The organism is Salinibacterium sp. ZJ450 (assembly GCF_011751885.2).
In the GTDB taxonomy this organism is placed as follows: Bacteria; Actinomycetota; Actinomycetes; order Actinomycetales; family Microbacteriaceae; genus Ruicaihuangia.
The window spans coordinates 2,602,759-2,619,215 of record NZ_CP061771.1 but is presented as its reverse complement, the minus strand read 5'-3'; the positions used below and the strand labels follow the sequence as shown (position 1 = coordinate 2,619,215).

Sequence of the window (16,457 nt, the reverse complement as noted above, 5' to 3'; positions counted from 1 at the left end):
AGCCGAGCACCCGCAGCAGACGGAGACGTGCATCTGCGACCACCATGATGGACAGCCCGCAGCAGCCGGAGCCGCTGGCCGCTCTGGAGGGACGCAACATCTCCGCGTGGTTCGGCGACCACCAGGTGCTCGACCGGGTGTCGCTCACCATGGAGGCCGGCGTGATCACCTCGCTGATCGGTCCGTCTGGATGCGGCAAATCGACGTTCTTGCGCATCCTGAACCGCATGCATGAGCTGGTGCCGTCGGCGTCGCTGGCCGGTGAGGTGCTGCTGGATGGTGTGGACATCTACGACCCGAGCCGCAAGCTCGTCGATGCGCGCAAGGACATCGGGATGGTGTTCCAGAAGCCGAACCCGTTCCCGGCGCAGTCGATCTACGACAACGTCATCGCCGGGCTGAAGCTGACCGGCACCCGCGCGTCGCGCGACGAGAAGGACGCGCTGGTGGAGTCCTGCCTCACCAAGGCGGGCCTGTGGAAAGAGGTCAAGGACCGGCTGCGCGCCCCGGGTGCCGGCCTGTCCGGTGGGCAGCAGCAGCGGCTGTGCATCGCGCGCTCGCTCGCGGTCAAGCCCCGAGTGCTGCTCATGGACGAGCCCTGCTCCGCACTTGACCCAACCTCCACCCGGGTGATCGAGGAGACGATGCTCGAGCTGGCGCAGGAGGTGACGATCGTGATCGTCACGCACAACATGCAGCAGGCGCAGCGCGTCTCACAGCAGTGCGCGTTCTTCCTCGCCTCGCAGGGCACGCCCGGCGGCATCGTCGAGCACGGCGACACGGAAGCCATGTTCGGCGACCCGATCGACCCACGCACCTACGACTACGTGAACGGCCGGTTCGGATAACGCGATGCTTCGGGTGACGGATGCCGCGGGTCGGCGGCGTACGGCGGGGCGGGTGGCACTGCTCCTCGTGGGATTGATCGCGTTCTCAGCCGTGTCGCCAGTGGAAACGGCGCGGGCGGTGGACTCGTGGGAGCCGATCACCGGCACGGGCTCGACATGGTCGCAGAACGCGATCGCCCATTGGAGAACCGATGTGGCGCAAGACGACGGGATCGTGGTGAACTACTCCGGCGTCGGGTCGACGGCCGGTCGTCGCGACTTCATCCAGGGCGCCGTCGATTTCGCGGTGAGCGAGCTTCCGTTCCAGCCCAACCCCGAAGACGGCTCGGCGCCCGAGGTACCGCCGCGCGGGTACACGTATGTGCCGCTTGTCGCAGGCGGCACGGCGTTCATGTATCACCTGAAGATCGACGGCCAAAGGGTCACCGATCTGCGGCTGTCTGGCGAGACGATTACGAAGATCTTCGCCGGTGCGATCACGAACTGGAACGACCCGGCGATCCAAGCCGATAACCCGGGGCTGGTGATGCCCGACAAGGAGATCGTGCCGGTGGTGCGCTCCGACTGGTCGGGATCGACCGCGCAGTTCACGGGCTGGATGTCGACCCAGTATCCGTCGATCTGGCCGCACGGTGCGACCCAGCGGTTCCCGACGCCGGCAAACGGGAAGGCGCAGGCCGGTTCGTCAGGTGTCGCGGGGTACGTGAGCCAGGGTTACGGCGACGGTGCGATCACTTACGTCGAGAACTCTTACGCACTTGAGGCGGGTTTCCCCGCGGCCAAGGTGCTCAACGAAGCGGGATACTACGTGGCACCCACCGCACCTGCGGTGTCCATCGCATTGCTGGGAGCCCAAACCGACGCGCAGGGCGTGCAGCAACTTGCGGGGGTCTACAACAGCCTGGATGCCAGGGCCTACCCGCTCTCAACCTACTCCTACATGATCGTGCCGACCGAGGTCGGCGGCGTGTTCACCGAGAACAAGGGCCGAACGCTCGGCGCCGTCGCGTCGTATGCGGTTTGCGAGGGACAGCAGCGTGCCGACGCGCTCGGTTACGCACCGCTGCCGATCAATCTCGTACAGGAGGCGAGCTCACGCATCGCGAGCATCCCGGGGGCGTCCGGTTTCGAACTGCAGGGCTGCGCGAACCCGACGTTTGCACCCGGCGACACGATCACATCGAACATGTTGCTCGCGACAGCCCCGAGTCCGTCGGAGAGTGACCGCGATGCCCGACCGACCGTGCCCGAGAACGGGTCGGCGCTCAGTGTCAGCGTCGTTACGACGAACGTCTTCGCGCTGGTGGCTTCGCTCACCGACATCGATCTCGGAGAGGTGCGACGGAATCGGGTGACCACGGGGCACGAGCTGGGCGACATCCGGGTCATCGACGACCGCGACCACCTGACGGGCTGGGACCTCCGAATCGACGTGCACGACTTCGTCCACACCGCGGATGCCGCGAAGACGATCCGTTCGAGCGCGCTCGGGTATGCGCCCACGGCGACGAGCCTCCTTCCCGGCATCGCGTTGGGTTCACCTCAGGAGGCGGGTTCGGCGAACTACTCGGCGCCCCTGGCCAGCGGCGAACCCGACTCGTGGACCACCGAAGATGGATTCGCCCTCGGCGCCGAGCTGAACCTCCGGGCACCCATCAGTGCACAGGCAGGGACCTACCGCTCGACGCTCACCCTCACGCTGCTGCCTCGCTGATCGCCTCGATCTCGGGAGAGCTACAGCTCAGTCGACATCCGGCGCGTCGAAGTCGAGGCTGAGCTTGCGCAGCAGCCCCGCCAGCCGATCCTGGTCGGCGGGGGAGAGGGCGTCGAGCAGCTCCCGCTCGGCCACGAGCAGCGTGGCGATCGCGGCATCCACTCGTTCACGTCCTAGCGCGGTCATCGAGACCAGGATGCCGCGGCCGTCGTGCGGGTCGGTGCGGCGTTCCACCAGCTGACGCTCCACCAGCCGGTCGATGCGGTTGGTCATGGTGCCGCTCGAGACCAAGGTCTGCTGCAGCAGCGCCTTCGGGCTCAGCTGGTACGGGGACCCGGCGCGGCGCAGGGCGGAGAGCACGTCGAACTCCCACGGCTCCAACCCGGACTCGCCGAATGCCGCACGGCGCGCCCGGTCGAGGTGCTTCGAGAGCCGCGCGACACGACTGAGCACCTGCAGCGGTGCGAAGTCGAGGTCGGGGCGCTCGCGCAACCAGGCGTCGACAATACGGTCGACCTCGTCGTGGGCGGGCATCCCCCCATTATCTAGGGTTTCGAGACGCTCGCTGGCGCTCGCTCCTCAACCAACGGAGGGTGGACCAAACGGGAGACCTCAGCGCCCGACATCCGGCACACCACTCAATCTGGCAGACTTGTTCCGCGCAAACCGCGCGGTCCGCTTTGGTGTAATGGCAGCACGACAGCCTTTGGAGCTGTTAGGTCCAGGTTCGAGTCCTGGAGGCGGAGCTCGAAACCGGCGCAGCACCAGGCCTGAGCAACAGGGGGATACCCACGTGACCGACACCCACCTCGCCATCATCGTGCTTGCTGCCGGTGAAGGCACCCGCATGAAGTCCGCGACGCCGAAGGTGCTGCATCCGATCGCGGGAGTTCCGCTGGTGGGGCACGTGCTCGCCACCGCCCGCGAGCTGCACGCCGCGCACGTGGTCGCCGTGGTGCGGCACGAGCGTGACGCGGTGGCGAGCGCGATCAGCGAGCTGCTGCCCGAGACTCTGATCGTCGACCAGGACGACCTGCCCGGCACCGGTCGCGCAGTCGAGCTCGGCGTCGACGCGCTGCCGGCCGACTTCGAGGGTGACGTGGTCGTGGTCAGCGGGGACGTTCCACTGCTCGACGCGGGAACGGTGACCGCCCTGATCGAGGCGCATCGTGCCGCCGCGGCATCCGCCACTGTGCTCTCGGCCATTCTCGACGACGCCACCGGCTACGGCCGGGTCGTGCGCTCGGTCGACGGCGGCCTCGACCGCATCGTCGAGCAGAAGGACGCCACCGCCGACGAACTGGCGATCACCGAGATCAACTCCGGCACCTACGTGTTCAGCGTGCGCGCCCTGCGCACGGTGCTGCCGCGAATCGGCACCGATAACGCGCAGAACGAGAAGTACCTGACGGATGCCGTCAGCCTGCTGCGCGGCGCCGGTGACACCGTCGCCGCCGTGCCGGTCAGCGAGCCGTGGATCGTCGCCGGCATCAACGACCGGGTGCAGCTGGCCGACGCCGCGCTGCGCCTGAACCAGCTGATCGTGCGCGGCTGGCAGCGCGCCGGGGTTACCGTGCAGGATCCGGCATCCACCTGGATCGATTTGAAGGCGAAATTGGCACCGGATGTCGAGATCCTGCCTGGCACGCAGATCAAGGGTGCCACCGTGGTGGAGCGCGGCGCCAAGATCGGCCCGGACACCACCCTGCTCGACTGCGAGATCGGCGAGAACGCCGTGGTCAAGCGCACCGACGGCACGCTCGCGGTGATCGGCGCCGGGGCATCCGTTGGCCCGTTCGCGTACCTGCGTCCCGGCACCTACCTCGACGCCGACGGCAAGATCGGCACCTTCGTCGAGACCAAAAACAGCCACATCGGCGTCGGCAGCAAGGTGCCGCACCTCAGCTACATCGGCGACACCACGGTGGGCGAGGGATCGAACATCGGTGCCGGCACCATCACCGCCAACTACGACGGGGTGAACAAGCACAAGACCGTGGTCGGATCGCACGTGCGCACGGGGTCGCATAACGTCTTCGTCGCGCCGGTTAGAATTGGCGACGGAGCTTACACGGGCGCCGGCACCGTGGTACGTAAAGACGTACCGGCGGGCGCTCTGGCAATCAATGTGGCTCCGCAGCGAAACATGACTGGCTGGGTCGAGGCCAACCGTCCGGGTACCGCTGCCGCGCAAGCGGCTGCTGCGGCATCCGACGCGACCGCCTCCTAGTCATAATCGCCGGATCACCGGCAGAGAGCGGGATAAGTGTCCGGCATCAAGGTCAGCGGCGAAAAACGACTCGTATTAGTCAGCGGCAGGGCTCATCCACAGCTCGCCAAGGACATCGCCTCAGCACTTGGTTCAGAGCTGGTTCCCACCGAAGCCCGCACCTTTGCGAACGGTGAGATCTATGCCCGCTTCGATGAGAGCGTGCGCGGCAGCGACGCGTTCGTGATCCAGTCGCACGGCGCGCCGATCAACGAGGCGCTCATGGAGCAGCTGATCATGGTCGACGCCCTGAAGCGCGCCTCGGCGAAGCGCATCACCGTGGTCGCCCCGTTCTACCCGTACGCCCGGCAGGACAAGAAGGGCCGCGGCCGCGAGCCGATCTCGGCCCGCCTCGTCGCCGACCTGTTCAAGGTGGCCGGCGCCGACCGCATCATGAGCGTCGACCTGCACGCAGCGCAGATCCAGGGCTTCTTCGACGGCCCGGTCGACCACCTGTTCGCGATGCCGGTGCTGCTGAAGCACTTCCAGGCCAAGCTCGACCCGTCGACCCTGACCGTGGTGTCGCCTGACATGGGCCGCGTGCGCGTCGCCGACATGTGGAGCGACAAGCTCGGCGCCCCGCTCGCCATCATCCACAAGCGCCGCGACCCGCTGGTGCCGAACCAGATCTCGGTGCACGAGATCGTCGGTGAGGTGGAGGGCCGCATCTGCCTGCTCGTCGACGACATGATCGACACTGGCCGCACCATCGTGAAGGCCGCCGAGGCGCTGAAGACCGCCGGAGCCACCGGCGTCGTGGTCGCCGCTACGCACGCCGTGTTCAGCCCGCCGGCCACCGAGCTGCTGCAGAGCGAGTTCATCGACGAGGTCGTCGTCACCGACACGCTTCCGGTCGCCGATGAGAAGCGCTGGGACCGCCTGACGGTGTTGCCGATCGCGCCACTGATCGCCCGCGCCGTGCGCGCGGTGTTCGAGGACGACTCGGTCACCTCGATGTTCGACGGGGCGGCGTAAGGGGCTACGCCTTCGGGTGACCGCCGGTGCCGGCGCCGGCACCCGCCCGCGCCTGTTCGCCCGTCGCTCAGCTCTGCTGCAGCGGTGAGCGCGGCTCGGCGGGCGGACCGCCGGGGATCAGCCCCATCAGCCACACCAGGGTCTCGCGGTCACCCTGCACCGCGAAGCAGTGCCATCCGGTGCCCGCTGGCGTGAACCACTCGAACCGCACGTCATAGTCGGGCACGCCGAGCGACGCCACGTACGCCGCGCATGAGCGGTGAGCGGTTGCCGACGCGGTGCTCGCGGTCACCAGGATGCCCGGCAGCACAAGCGCGAGCACGGCAAGCCACACCACGGCCCGCATCATCCACTGTCGGCGCGGCTTGCGTTGCGGGTGGGGCTCGTACTCGTCTAGCTCGGGGTGCACGCGTTCCATCCTGTCACGGCACGCCCCGCACCGTTTGTGCGCGCAACTCGGCGCTTTGCCGGCGCTCTATACGCCCACTTGCGCGCACAAACGGCGCGGATCCGGCCACACCCCGTTCACCTCTCGCAGGTAGCGTGGCTGGGTGAACCAACTGCAGCGGCGACTCGGCACCGGCCACGCCATCGTCATCGGACTCGCCTCGATGATGGGCGCCGGCGTCTTCTTCGTCTGGGCACCGGCAGCGGATGTCGCGGGCTCGGCTCTGCTCGTCGGCTTGCTGATCGCGGCCGCGGTGGCCTCGCTGAACGCGCTCAGTTCCGCGCAGCTGGCCATGGTGTACCCGGTATCCGGCGGCACATACGCTTACGGCCGAGCGACCATCGGCCCGTGGTGGGGGTTCGCCGCAGGCTGGCTGTTCCTCTGCGGCAAGACCGCGTCGGCCGGCGCCATCGCGCTGATCGCCGGCAGCTACCTCTGGCCGGAGCACGCGCGCACGGTCGCGGTCGGGGCCGTCGTGGTGTTCGCGGTGCTGAATGCCAGCGGCATCCGGAGCACCGCCCGCGTCAGCACCGTGATCGTGACAATCACCCTCACCGGACTCGCCGTGCTGATCGGCACCGCGCTCGGGCAGGGTGCCGCCGCGCAGCCGTTCACGCTGGACTTCGAGGCGGGCTGGTACGGCATCCTGCAGTCGGCCGGGCTGATGTTCTTCGCGTTCGCCGGATACGCCCGCATGGCCACCCTCGGCGAGGAGGTGCGCGACCCCCGGCACACCCTGCCGCGGGCCATCATCATCGCGCTCGCCATCGCGCTGGTGGTCTACGCCTGCGTCGGCTGGGTGAGCCTGGTCGGGTTGGGGGAGCAGCGGCTGGCGGCATCCGCCTCACCACTGACCGAGCTGGTCAGCGGCGGCTGGGATCCGGTGGTGCGCGTGCTCGCCGCCCTGGCCTGCCTGGGTTCGCTGATGGGCATCCTTGCCGGACTCAGCCGCACCAGCCTCGCCATGGCCCGCAACCGCGACCTGCCCGGAGCCCTCGCCCACGTGTCGCCGCGCACCAACGCCCCGATCGTGGCGGAGGTCACCGTCGCGCTGCTCGCGGTCGCCGGCATCCTGTTCCTCGATCCCACTCGCCTGGTCTCGTTCTCCAGTTGCGCGGTGCTGATCTATTACGCGATTGCGCACCTGTCGGCGTTCAGACAGACGGATGTCGAGCGCTGGCTTCCCCGGATCGTGCAGGTTGTCGGCGTGCTCGGCTGCGTGCTGCTGGCCTTCACCCTGCCGTGGCAGGCGATTCTCGGCGCCGCCGCGATGCTCGCGCTCGGGTTCGCGGCGCGGGCGGTCACGCTGCGGAGAGCCCGCACGCGCTGACCGCTGCGGCGCTCGCGACCGCCTAGAACAGGTGCTTGTAGCCCAGCGCCACCAGGTTGTCGTACGAGGTTTGCAGCGCCTGCCAGACGGTGCGGCCGTACAGGTCGTCCTGCTCGACCAGCAGGTACTTCGCGTCGCTGGCGAGGCTCTGCTCGATGATCGCGGTGAAGTCGAGGTTGCCCTCGCCGACCTCCGCGAACTGCACCACGCCGGTGAACGCGGTCATGAACGCGGCGAAGTCGCCCTTGGCCAGTGAGTCCAGCGCCTCGGTGGGCATCTGCCCGATCCGGTAGTCCTTCAGGTGCACCATGGCGACCCGGTCGCTGTACTTTTGCAGCGTTCTCACCGGGTCGAGGCCGCCGCGCTGCACCCAGTGCACGTCGAGTTCGATGCCCATCAGCGGAGCGCGCTCGGCAATAATGTCGAGCAGGTAGCGTCCGTCGTACTTCACGAACTCGATGTGGTGGTTGTGGTAGAACAGGCTGATGCCGTGCTCCTGCAGCCGCCCGGCGATCTCGTTGCTCTGCTCGGCGAACTGGATCACCTTGTCGAGCGACGCCATCGCGTCGAACGGCAGCATCCCGATCCGCAGCATCGACGAGTGCAGCGTCGTGGCGTCGTCGACGATCTTGTCGAAGTCGTCGGTGAGCGAATCGTTCGGGGCACCGGGACGCTTGTTCAACGCGGCCGACAGGGCGCCGATCTCCATGCCCAGTTCGGTGCGGGCACGGTCCAGTTGCGCGACGTTCTCTGGCGTCATCGGAATCTGTGACACTTCGACGGCGTGGTACCCGATCTCGCTGACCCGGCGCAGCGTCTCGAACGCCCCGACCTCCGCGAAACTGTCCTTGAGCATCATTGCCTGTACGCCGATTTTTGCCACGCTTGGTTCCTCCGTTGGATCAGGTTCCCCACTTTGGAAACCGGTTGCCGAGATCGTTGTCAGTCTTTCACGGATGTCGCGGAAGGCCAACCTGCCCGTGGCTGCCGCCGCACGACCAGGGTTCCCATCCGGGCGAGCAGGGCCCCCAACCCGGGCGAGCGCCGCGGAAACGAACGAGCGCCGCTGCAATAGCAGCGGCGCTCGTAGGTTTTCACGGCGCTCGACTCACGCGGCCAATCGGCCGCAGCGAACTAGTGCGACGACCCCGCCGACTCGATCTCGGTGCGGTCGCCCGACCACAGGGTGTGGAAGGTGCCTTCCTTGTCGACGCGCTTGTAGGTGTGCGCGCCGAAGAAGTCGCGCTGGCCCTGGATCACCGATGCCGGCAGCCGGTCGGCGCGCAGGCCGTCGTAGTAGGCGAGCGACGACGAGAACGCCGGCGAGGGGATGCCCGCCTCAGCGGCCGCGATGACCACCCGACGCCAGGCAGCCTGCGCCGTGGTCACCGCGTCGCGGAAGTACGGCGCGGTCACGAGGGCCACCAGTCCCGGCTCCGCGGCGTAGGCCTCGGTGATCCGGTTCAGGAACTGCGCGCGGATGATGCAGCCACCGCGCCAGATCGAGGCGATGTCGCCCTTCTTGATGTCCCAGCCGTACTGCTCGGCGCCGGCGACGATCTCGTCGAAGCCCTGCGAGTACGCGATGATCTTCGACGCGTACAGCGCCTGGCGCACGTCTTCGATGAACGCCTCAGTGTCCTCGACGGTGAACTCGGTGTCCGGGCCGGGCAGCTCGGCTGCCGCGGCGCGCTGAGCGGGCTTCGACGACAGCGAGCGGGCGAACACGGCCTCGGCGATGCCCGAGACGGGCACGCCCAGGTCGAGTGCGGTCTGCACGGTCCAGGCGCCGGTGCCCTTGGCGCCGGCCTGGTCGAGGATGACGTCGACGAGCGGCTTGCCGGTCTCGGCGTCGACCTGGCGCAGCACCTCGGCGGTGATCTCGATCAGGTAGCTCTCGAGCTCGCCCTTGTTCCACTCGGCGAAGACGTCCGCGATCTCGGCCGGGGACTTGCCGGTGCCGCGGCGGATGAGGTCATAGGCCTCGGCAATGAGCTGCATGTCGGCGTACTCGATGCCGTTGTGCACCATCTTCACGAAGTGTCCTGCGCCGTCGGTGCCGACGTGGGTCACGCATGGCTCGCCCTCGGCGATCGCGGCGATCGACTTGAGGATCGGACCGAGCGTTTGCCAGGCCTCCTTAGAGCCGCCAGGCATGATCGACGGGCCGTTCAGCGCGCCCTCTTCGCCACCGGAGATGCCGGCGCCGACGAAGTTGATGCCGGTCTCGCGAACCGCCTTCTCCCGACGGATGGTGTCGGTGAACAGCGCGTTGCCGCCGTCGACGATGATGTCGCCGGGCTCGAACGCCTCGACCAGCTGGTCGATCACGGCATCCGTTCCGCGGCCCGCCTGCACCATGATGATCGCGGTGCGGGGCTTCGCCAGCGACGCGGCGAACTCCCCGATCGTCTTCGAGGGCACGAACCCCGCCTCGGGGTGCTCGGTGATGAGGGTGTCGGTGCGCTCCCAGGTGCGGTTGTAGACCGCAACCGTGTTGCCCTCGCGGCTGGCGAGGTTGCGGGCCAGGTTGCTGCCCATCACCGCCAGTCCTACTACGCCGATGTTCGCCTGTGCTGCGCCGGATTCGGACACATTTGCTCCTTGTGGTTCGTGGTCGTCAGACCGTTTCAGGGTAGTCGTTCCGCATGGATGACCGAGGCGGCACCGTGGGGCGCCGCCTCAGGCCTCAGGCCTCAGCCTGAGCCGGGACCACCCAGGGGTTCAGGGGAAGAACTGGCGGGGGGCGTCGCCCCACACCTCTTCGAGTTCGGCGAAGGCCCGCCGTATGATGTGTTCCATCGACCGGCGGGCCGTGACCGGGTTGCGGCCGCGGATGGCCCTCGCGGCCTGGAGATGCCAGTTGACCACCTCGTCAGTGCCCTGGAGTTTCGGCACGAGGGAGAGCGCGGCGGGATCGAGCAGCACGATGGCGATGGCCTCGTCGAGCATCGCGAACATCTCGTTGCCCGAGGCGTGCAGCACCAGCCGGTGGTAGCGCGTGTCCAGCTCGAGATACTCGGCGGGGTCGGCCGTTTCATTCAGCGACCTCATCTGCTCGGCGATTCGCACGAGCTCGTCTGCCATCTCTGGCGACCCGTATCGTGCCGCCAATTCTGCCGCCATCGGCTCCAACGCGCTGCCCACCTCGACGATGGCGCGCAACTGCCCGCCGCGCCCCACACCCTCGAGTCGCCAGCGAATGACCTGAGGGTGGTAGAAGTTCCAGCGGTTCGACGGCTGCACCCTGATACCGATGTGCTTGATGGATGCCACGAGGCCCATCGACTGCAGCACACGCACCGCTTCGCGAACCACGGAACGGCTGACACCGAGGTGTCGCTCGATCTCGTCGGCCAGCATCACCGTGCCCGGCACAGTCGTGCCGTCGACGATCGGGCGACCCACTTCGTCGACAACACGCTGATGCAGGCTTGCCGCCATGAGCTGACGTTACTACCACCTCTTGTCCTACGAAAGGGGGACTAGAGGCGGGTACCGAACGTGTCGCACCACACGTTGTCGTTGAACGTGCCCTGGAACTCCGACTTGCCGGTGATCTTCTGCACCGCGGCGTGGATCGCCTCGCGGCTGGGCGCGTGCGCGTGGATCATCGTTTTCACCATCGGAACGTCGATCAGGTGGTTCGGCTGGAACAACGACACGAACACGGTCGGCACCTCGGTGACGTACCAGGGGATCTCCGCGGCCATCGGCGTCGACCACTTGATCCGGATGCTCGCCTCCTGGGCGAATCCCGCGACGTTCGCGAAAACGATCGCCGCGTCGTACTGCTCGTGGTACTGCTCGTTCGCCTCCTCGCCCATCACGGTGTGGAAGTAGACGTGCTCCTCGCCCTCGGCGGCGCGCTGCAGGGCGTTCTTGAACACGTGCACCTCGAAGCCGACCGCCTCGAGTTCTTCCTTGGCGATGTCGAGGTAGCCGCTGGGGTCGACGCCGGTGAAGTCGGCCTGGCCAGACACGCCATACAGGCGGATGCGGCGGTGCTTGGCCGGGTCGAGCGGCAGGTTGCCCTCGGTGTCCTTCACCAGGGTGACCGTCTTGTCGGCGATGTCGGCGGCGATGGCGTGGTGCTCGGCGCTGCCGATCACCGACAGCGCCTCCGGGCCCGGAACCAGCTGCTCGCGCGGGGTCTTGTGCAGGCCGAGCGTCGCCTTGAGGCCGAGGATGCGCTCAAGCGCCTCCTGCAGGCGCTGCTCGGTGATCACGCCGGCGCGGTAGCCGTCGAGCATGTACCGCACGTCCTCTTCCGGGTCGCGGAAGAACAGGAACATGTCGCAGCCGGCGGCGATCGAGGCCGGCACCGCGTCGCGGCGCCGCATCGCCTGGGTCATGCCCACCATCATCGACGCGTCGGTGAGGATCAGGCCGTTGAAGCCGAGCTCGTCGCGCAGCAGGTCCTGCAGCAGCTCGGGAGCGAGCGTGGCGGGCATCACCTCGGCGTCGGTCATTCCCGGCCGGAAGTGCCGGGACAGCTCGGGGGCGCCGATGTGGCCGATCATGATCGACTGCACACCGTGCTCGATCAGCTCTCGGTAGACCCGGCCGAAGGTGTCGGTCCACTCGTCGTAGCCGAGCGTGTTGTAGGTGGTGACCACGTGCTGGTCGCGCTCGTCGATGCCGTCGCCGGGGAAGTGCTTCATCGCGGCGACCGAGTTGGACTCGCTCAGCCCGTCGAAGTACTCCTTGGCCCGCTCGATCACGATCTCGGGGGTGTTGCCGAACGAGCGGGTGCTGATCACCGTGTTGCGCCAGTTGTAGTGGATGTCGACGATCGGGGCGAACGCCCAGTTGCAGCCGAGCGCTGCGGTCTCGCGGCCGGCGACGCGGCCCATGTCGCGCGCGATCGACTTGTCGGGGTTCGAGCCCGCGCTCAGGTGGGTAGCGACCAGGGTGCCGTCATCGATCGAGCCGAAGCCGCCCATCTCGGGGTTCGAGGCGACCAGCAGCGGAATCTTCGCTTTCGACTGCGCGTAGCGAATGTGCTCCTGGACGGCGGTGGAGGAGGCGCCCATGTACCGGATGCCGCCGACCTTGTACTCGCCGACGATGCGGTCGAGGTACTCCGGGCTGAACGAGGTGTTCAGGTTGATGAACAGCTGCCCGATCTTCTCCTCGAGCGTGAGGGAATCGATGGTGTCCCTGACCCAGGCCACCCCCTCGTCGTCGAGGTTGAACGGGCTCGCGGTGAGATCGATCATGGTGACGTCCTTGTGTTTGGGGTGGCAGCGAGGGCGCGCGATGACGCGTGGTTTCCACTATCGCACCGGTAACTGGGATTCTTGTCAACCGATTGCCAAACGCCTAGAGTTGCCGGCAAGCCCTCCCGTCAGCGCACGGTCTGGGTCCCCATCGCAGCGAACACTTTGGAAGGCGGAATCCCCGTGGTATCGACAAGTCAGGTTGCCTGGACACTCTCAGGATTCGGTGACGAGATCGATCCAGACCCGCGGATCCAGATCGCCGTGCTCAAGGCGCTCGGCGCCAGCCACATCGAGGTGCGCAGCGCCTGGGGCATCAACGTCGTGGACCTCGACGACGACCAGCTGGGGCAGCTGAAGAGCCTGCTGCAGGACGAGGGGATGACGGCATCCGCTGTCGCCTCGCCGATCGGCAAGGTCGACGTCGCGCTTGATCCCGACCTCGAGGTGCAGCGGCTGCGCCGCATCATCCGCGTCGCGCACGCGCTCGAGACCCCGAACATCCGGGTGTTCTCGTTCTTCCGCGGCGAGGGGGTCGCGGTCCACGACATCCGTGATGACGTCATGCTGCGGATGCGCCTGCTCGCCGACGAGGCCGAGAAAGAGCGCGTCGTGCTGCTGCACGAGAACGAGAAGGACATCTACGGCGACATCCCGGAGCGCCTGCTCGACCTGGTCGAGAGCGTCGGCTCGCCCGCGCTGCGGCTGGCCTGGGACAACGCCAACTTCGTGCAGGTGGGCGTTCGCCCGTTCAGCGACGGCTACGCGATGCTACGCCCGTACGTCGACTACCTGCAGGTGAAGGATGCCGTGGCGGCAACCGGCGAGGTGGTGCCGGCCGGGCAGGGCGACGGCGAACTCGTCGAGACGCTCACCGCGCTGCGCGACGACGGCTACACCGGGTTCGCCTCGCTCGAGCCGCACCTGGCCAGCGCGTTCGAACTCGGCGGGTTCTCCGGCCCCACCGCGTTCGGTGAAGCCGCGCGCGCCTTCGCGGGCCTGCTGGCGCGCCTCGACGTTACGACGAAGTAATCGATACACAACAGAACGGGAACTCCAGCTTCATGACAGACGCAGCACCCACAGCCCAGGTCCGCCTCGGAATCATCGGCCTCGGCGCCCAGGGTTCGATGTACGCCAAGTTCATCGCCGACGGACTCGTGCCGAACATGGTCATCGGCGCGATTGCCGACATTGATCCGGCGAAGGCGGATGTCGCGGCATCCGTGTATCCCGACGTGCCGTTCTTCGACGACTACGTCGCCCTGCTCGACAGCGGCACGGTTGACGCGGTCATCACCACCGTGCCGCATTTCCTGCACCCGGAGATGGGTATCGCGGCCCTGAGCCGCGACATCCACGCGCTGGTGGAAAAGCCGGCCGGGGTGTACACCAAGCAGGTCGCCGAGCTGAACGCGTTCGCTGCCACCAAGCCCGAGCTGAGCTTCGGCATCATGTTCAACCAGCGCAACAACCCGCTGTACATCCGGTTGAAGGAGATCGTCGAGAACGGCGAGATCGGCAACATCCTGCGCTCGAACTGGATCATCACAAACTGGTGGCGGCCGCAGGGCTACTACGACCAGAGCGAGTGGCGCGCGACGTGGGGCGGCGAGGGCGGCGGCGTGCTCGTCAACCAGGCGCCGCACCAGCTCGACCTCTGGCAGTGGATCTGCGGAGCGCCGAAGTCGGTCTACGCGAAGGTCGCCTACGGGTTCCGCCGCGACATCGCCGTGGAAGACGAGGTGACCGTGCTGGCCGACTACGGCAACGGCGTCACCGGGGTGTTCGTCACGGCGACGCACGACCTGATCGGCACCGACCGGTTCGAGATCCTCGGCGACCAGGGCAAGATCGTGGTCGAGAACAGCAAGGTCGCCACCGTCAGCCGGCTGACGAAGCCCGAGCGCGAACTGAGCGCCGAGATGGACATGGACGACGTGATGAAGCTGTTCACCGGCCAACTGGACAAGGACGAGCTGTACTCGCAGGAGACCATCGAGTTCGACTCGGTGTGGGGTGCGCAGCACTCCGGCGTGCTGGCGAACTTCGCCGCCAACATCCTCGACGGCACCCCGCTGCTCGCCGCCGGCACCGACGGCATCAAGGGCGTGCGGCTGGCCAACGCGATCCACCTGTCCAGCTGGACGGGCGCCGAGGTGTCGCTCGACTTCGACGAGGACGAGTTCCTCGCCGAGCTGAACGACCGCATCCGCGACGAGGGCAAGTTCCCCGAGCGCGCCGTCTAGCCACGCTTGGGTAACAAATCGCAACCGATTGCCAAACAGTTTGGCAATCGGTTGCGCCGCGCCACAGATCTGTTTAGAGTAGCGGCCAAGGCCTTCCCGGAGTTGTTCACGGCAGGGTTCCCAATGACGCGAACACTAGGAAGGCGACGCAATGCCGCAGCCGCAACCGCTTGCCAGCACCCCGACCACACCGCTCACCGTGGCGATCGTCGGCGCAGGCGTCATCGGCCGGGCGCACGCCAGGGTGGCAGTTGCCCACCCGGCGCTGAACCTGGTGGCCGTGATCGACTCCGTCACCACGCAGGCGGAGGCCGTCGCCGAGTACGTCGCCACTGACCTCGAGGGCCCGCGGCCGCAGACCTTCCCGTCGCTCGCCGCCGCGCTGGCGTCGACCCACATCGACCTGGTCGCGATCACCACCCCGAGCGGCTCCCACGCGGTCATCGCCGAAGAGGCCATCGCCGCCGGCCTGCACGTGGTGATCGAGAAGCCGATCGACGTGCACCTGGCGCGCGCCCGCCGGATCAGCGAACTGGCCGAGGCCGCCCGGGAGCGCGGCATCACCGTCTCGGTGATCAGCCAGAACCGCTTCTCGCCCACAACCGTGGCCGTGAAGCGGGCGATCGACGACGGCCGATTCGGCCGGGTCACCTCGGCGACCGTCACCGTCGCCTGGTGGCGCAGCCAGGAGTACTACGACTCCGGCGACTGGCGCGGAACCTGGCAATTTGACGGCGGAGGCGCGCTGATGAACCAGGGCGTGCACGCGGTCGACCAGCTGCTGCACTTCCTCGGCCGACCGGTCGAGGTATTCGGATACACGGCACTGCTCGCCCACGAACGGGTCGAGGTCGAGGATGTCGCGGCATCCGTCATCCGCTTCGAAAGCGGCGCGTTCGCCACCCTGCTCGCCACCACCAACGCCTTCCCCGAGAACGCCACCCGAATCCAGGTGCACGGCTCCACCGGCTCGGCGTTCATCCTGAACAACCAACTGGAGTACTTCCACGCCGACGACGCGCACGCCCCGGGCGAACTGCGCGGCTACGGCCTGCTCGCGAACCAGGCGGTGAACGAGGTCGGCGAGAAGAACGTGACCGGTGCGCCGCTCGAGTTCGAACTGTTCGAGGGCCACCTGCTGCAGTACGAAGACATCCTCGAGGCCATCCAGACCGGCCGTGAACCCGGCGTCACCGTCGCGCAGGCCACCGAGGCGCTGGCCCTGGTGCACACGGTCTACGTCTCGCAAATGCTCGGCACCCCGGTGAAGTTCGCCGACGTGCTGAACGGTGACTACGACGAGCTGGTGCTCGCCGCCGGTGCCGACACCGCGACCGTCGACGAGACGGCCGGCTGACCCAAACTGCTCGAACAGCAGCGAGTTCAGGAGGAACCAGCCAGT

Annotated in this window: 14 protein-coding genes and 1 tRNA gene; 9 read left to right on the top strand and 6 right to left on the bottom strand. The window is 67.5% G+C overall.

The features are described 5' to 3' along the window. The first annotated feature begins 47 nt into the window (after positions 1 to 47). Positions 48 to 848: a phosphate ABC transporter ATP-binding protein gene (locus HCT51_RS12620; protein ID WP_166878907.1), complete on the top strand. Its 801-nt coding sequence runs from the start codon at positions 48 to 50 to the stop codon at positions 846 to 848. Between the two features lie 52 nt (positions 849 to 900). Next, positions 901 to 2,562, top strand: coding sequence for a phosphate ABC transporter substrate-binding protein PstS (pstS, locus tag HCT51_RS12615; protein ID WP_224760482.1), 1,662 nt, complete (start codon positions 901 to 903; stop codon positions 2,560 to 2,562). A gap of 27 nt (positions 2,563 to 2,589) precedes the next feature. Here the strand turns inward: pstS and HCT51_RS12610 are convergent, their stop codons facing one another. Beyond that, entirely contained in the window at positions 2,590 to 3,096 is a 507-nt protein-coding gene (locus tag HCT51_RS12610; protein ID WP_166878427.1) for a MarR family winged helix-turn-helix transcriptional regulator, read from the bottom strand. Between the two features lie 140 nt (positions 3,097 to 3,236). On the opposite strand from HCT51_RS12610, the gene HCT51_RS12605 reads away from it, so the two are divergent. The 3 genes from HCT51_RS12605 to HCT51_RS12595 all read left to right on the top strand — a co-directional run bounded on the left by HCT51_RS12605 (position 3,237) and on the right by HCT51_RS12595 (position 5,806). Further along, positions 3,237 to 3,308, top strand: a tRNA-Gln gene (locus HCT51_RS12605). 47 nt (positions 3,309 to 3,355) lie between these two features. Then, positions 3,356 to 4,792, top strand: coding sequence for a bifunctional UDP-N-acetylglucosamine diphosphorylase/glucosamine-1-phosphate N-acetyltransferase GlmU (gene glmU / locus HCT51_RS12600; protein WP_166878424.1), 1,437 nt, complete (start codon positions 3,356 to 3,358; stop codon positions 4,790 to 4,792). A gap of 36 nt (positions 4,793 to 4,828) precedes the next feature. Beyond that, a complete protein-coding gene (locus HCT51_RS12595; RefSeq protein ID WP_166878421.1) occupies positions 4,829 to 5,806 on the top strand; it encodes a ribose-phosphate diphosphokinase in 978 nt (325 codons plus the stop codon). A gap of 67 nt (positions 5,807 to 5,873) precedes the next feature. On the opposite strand, the gene HCT51_RS12590 is transcribed toward HCT51_RS12595, so the two are convergent. Further along, on the bottom strand, positions 5,874 to 6,215 hold the full coding sequence (locus HCT51_RS12590) for a hypothetical protein (protein ID WP_166878417.1): 342 nt from the start codon (positions 6,213 to 6,215) through the stop codon (positions 5,874 to 5,876). Positions 6,216 to 6,357: 142 nt separating this feature from the next. Between HCT51_RS12590 and HCT51_RS12585 the strand changes: the two genes are divergently transcribed. Next, positions 6,358 to 7,584: an APC family permease gene (locus tag HCT51_RS12585; RefSeq protein WP_224760481.1), complete on the top strand. Its 1,227-nt coding sequence runs from the start codon at positions 6,358 to 6,360 to the stop codon at positions 7,582 to 7,584. Positions 7,585 to 7,606: 22 nt separating this feature from the next. Here HCT51_RS12585 and HCT51_RS12580 read toward each other — a convergent pair whose 3' ends face one another. From HCT51_RS12580 to HCT51_RS12565, 4 genes are all read right to left on the bottom strand, one after another. Further along, on the bottom strand, positions 7,607 to 8,467 hold the full coding sequence (locus HCT51_RS12580; protein ID WP_224760480.1) for a sugar phosphate isomerase/epimerase family protein: 861 nt from the start codon (positions 8,465 to 8,467) through the stop codon (positions 7,607 to 7,609). Positions 8,468 to 8,718: 251 nt separating this feature from the next. Continuing rightward, positions 8,719 to 10,179 carry an NADP-dependent phosphogluconate dehydrogenase gene (gene gndA / locus HCT51_RS12575; RefSeq protein WP_166878414.1) on the bottom strand — a complete coding sequence of 487 codons (1,461 nt, stop codon included), beginning with the start codon at positions 10,177 to 10,179 and terminating at the stop codon, positions 8,719 to 8,721. 129 nt (positions 10,180 to 10,308) lie between these two features. After that, positions 10,309 to 11,028, bottom strand: a complete 720-nt coding sequence (locus HCT51_RS12570) for a FadR/GntR family transcriptional regulator (RefSeq protein WP_166878411.1) — start codon at positions 11,026 to 11,028, stop codon at positions 10,309 to 10,311. A gap of 41 nt (positions 11,029 to 11,069) precedes the next feature. Then, on the bottom strand, positions 11,070 to 12,806 hold the full coding sequence (locus HCT51_RS12565; RefSeq protein ID WP_166878408.1) for a glycoside hydrolase family 3 protein: 1,737 nt from the start codon (positions 12,804 to 12,806) through the stop codon (positions 11,070 to 11,072). A gap of 183 nt (positions 12,807 to 12,989) precedes the next feature. Here HCT51_RS12565 and HCT51_RS12560 point away from each other — a divergent pair, with 183 nt between their 5' ends. The 3 genes from HCT51_RS12560 to HCT51_RS12550 all read left to right on the top strand — a co-directional run bounded on the left by HCT51_RS12560 (position 12,990) and on the right by HCT51_RS12550 (position 16,412). Beyond that, positions 12,990 to 13,838, top strand: coding sequence for a sugar phosphate isomerase/epimerase family protein (locus HCT51_RS12560; RefSeq protein WP_166878405.1), 849 nt, complete (start codon positions 12,990 to 12,992; stop codon positions 13,836 to 13,838). Positions 13,839 to 13,870: 32 nt separating this feature from the next. Then, complete coding sequence (locus HCT51_RS12555) at positions 13,871 to 15,055, top strand: Gfo/Idh/MocA family protein (RefSeq protein ID WP_166878401.1); 1,185 nt, start codon at positions 13,871 to 13,873, stop codon at positions 15,053 to 15,055. Positions 15,056 to 15,206: 151 nt separating this feature from the next. Beyond that, complete coding sequence (locus HCT51_RS12550; RefSeq protein ID WP_166878398.1) at positions 15,207 to 16,412, top strand: Gfo/Idh/MocA family protein; 1,206 nt, start codon at positions 15,207 to 15,209, stop codon at positions 16,410 to 16,412. Positions 16,413 to 16,457 lie beyond the last annotated feature (45 nt).

Bases quoted from the DNA above. Each gene is read 5' to 3' on its own strand.
- HCT51_RS12620 (WP_166878907.1), top strand. From the start codon at position 48: ATGGACAGCCCGCAGCAGCCGGAGCCGCTGGCCGCTCTGGAGGGACGC.
- HCT51_RS12610 (WP_166878427.1), bottom strand. From the start codon at position 3,096: ATGCCCGCCCACGACGAGGTCGACCGTATTGTCGACGCCTGGTTGCGC.
- HCT51_RS12570 (WP_166878411.1), bottom strand. From the start codon at position 11,028: ATGGCGGCAAGCCTGCATCAGCGTGTTGTCGACGAAGTGGGTCGCCCG.
- HCT51_RS12565 (WP_166878408.1), bottom strand. From the start codon at position 12,806: ATGATCGATCTCACCGCGAGCCCGTTCAACCTCGACGACGAGGGGGTG.
- HCT51_RS12555 (WP_166878401.1), top strand. From the start codon at position 13,871: ATGACAGACGCAGCACCCACAGCCCAGGTCCGCCTCGGAATCATCGGC.
- HCT51_RS12550 (WP_166878398.1), top strand. From the start codon at position 15,207: ATGCCGCAGCCGCAACCGCTTGCCAGCACCCCGACCACACCGCTCACC.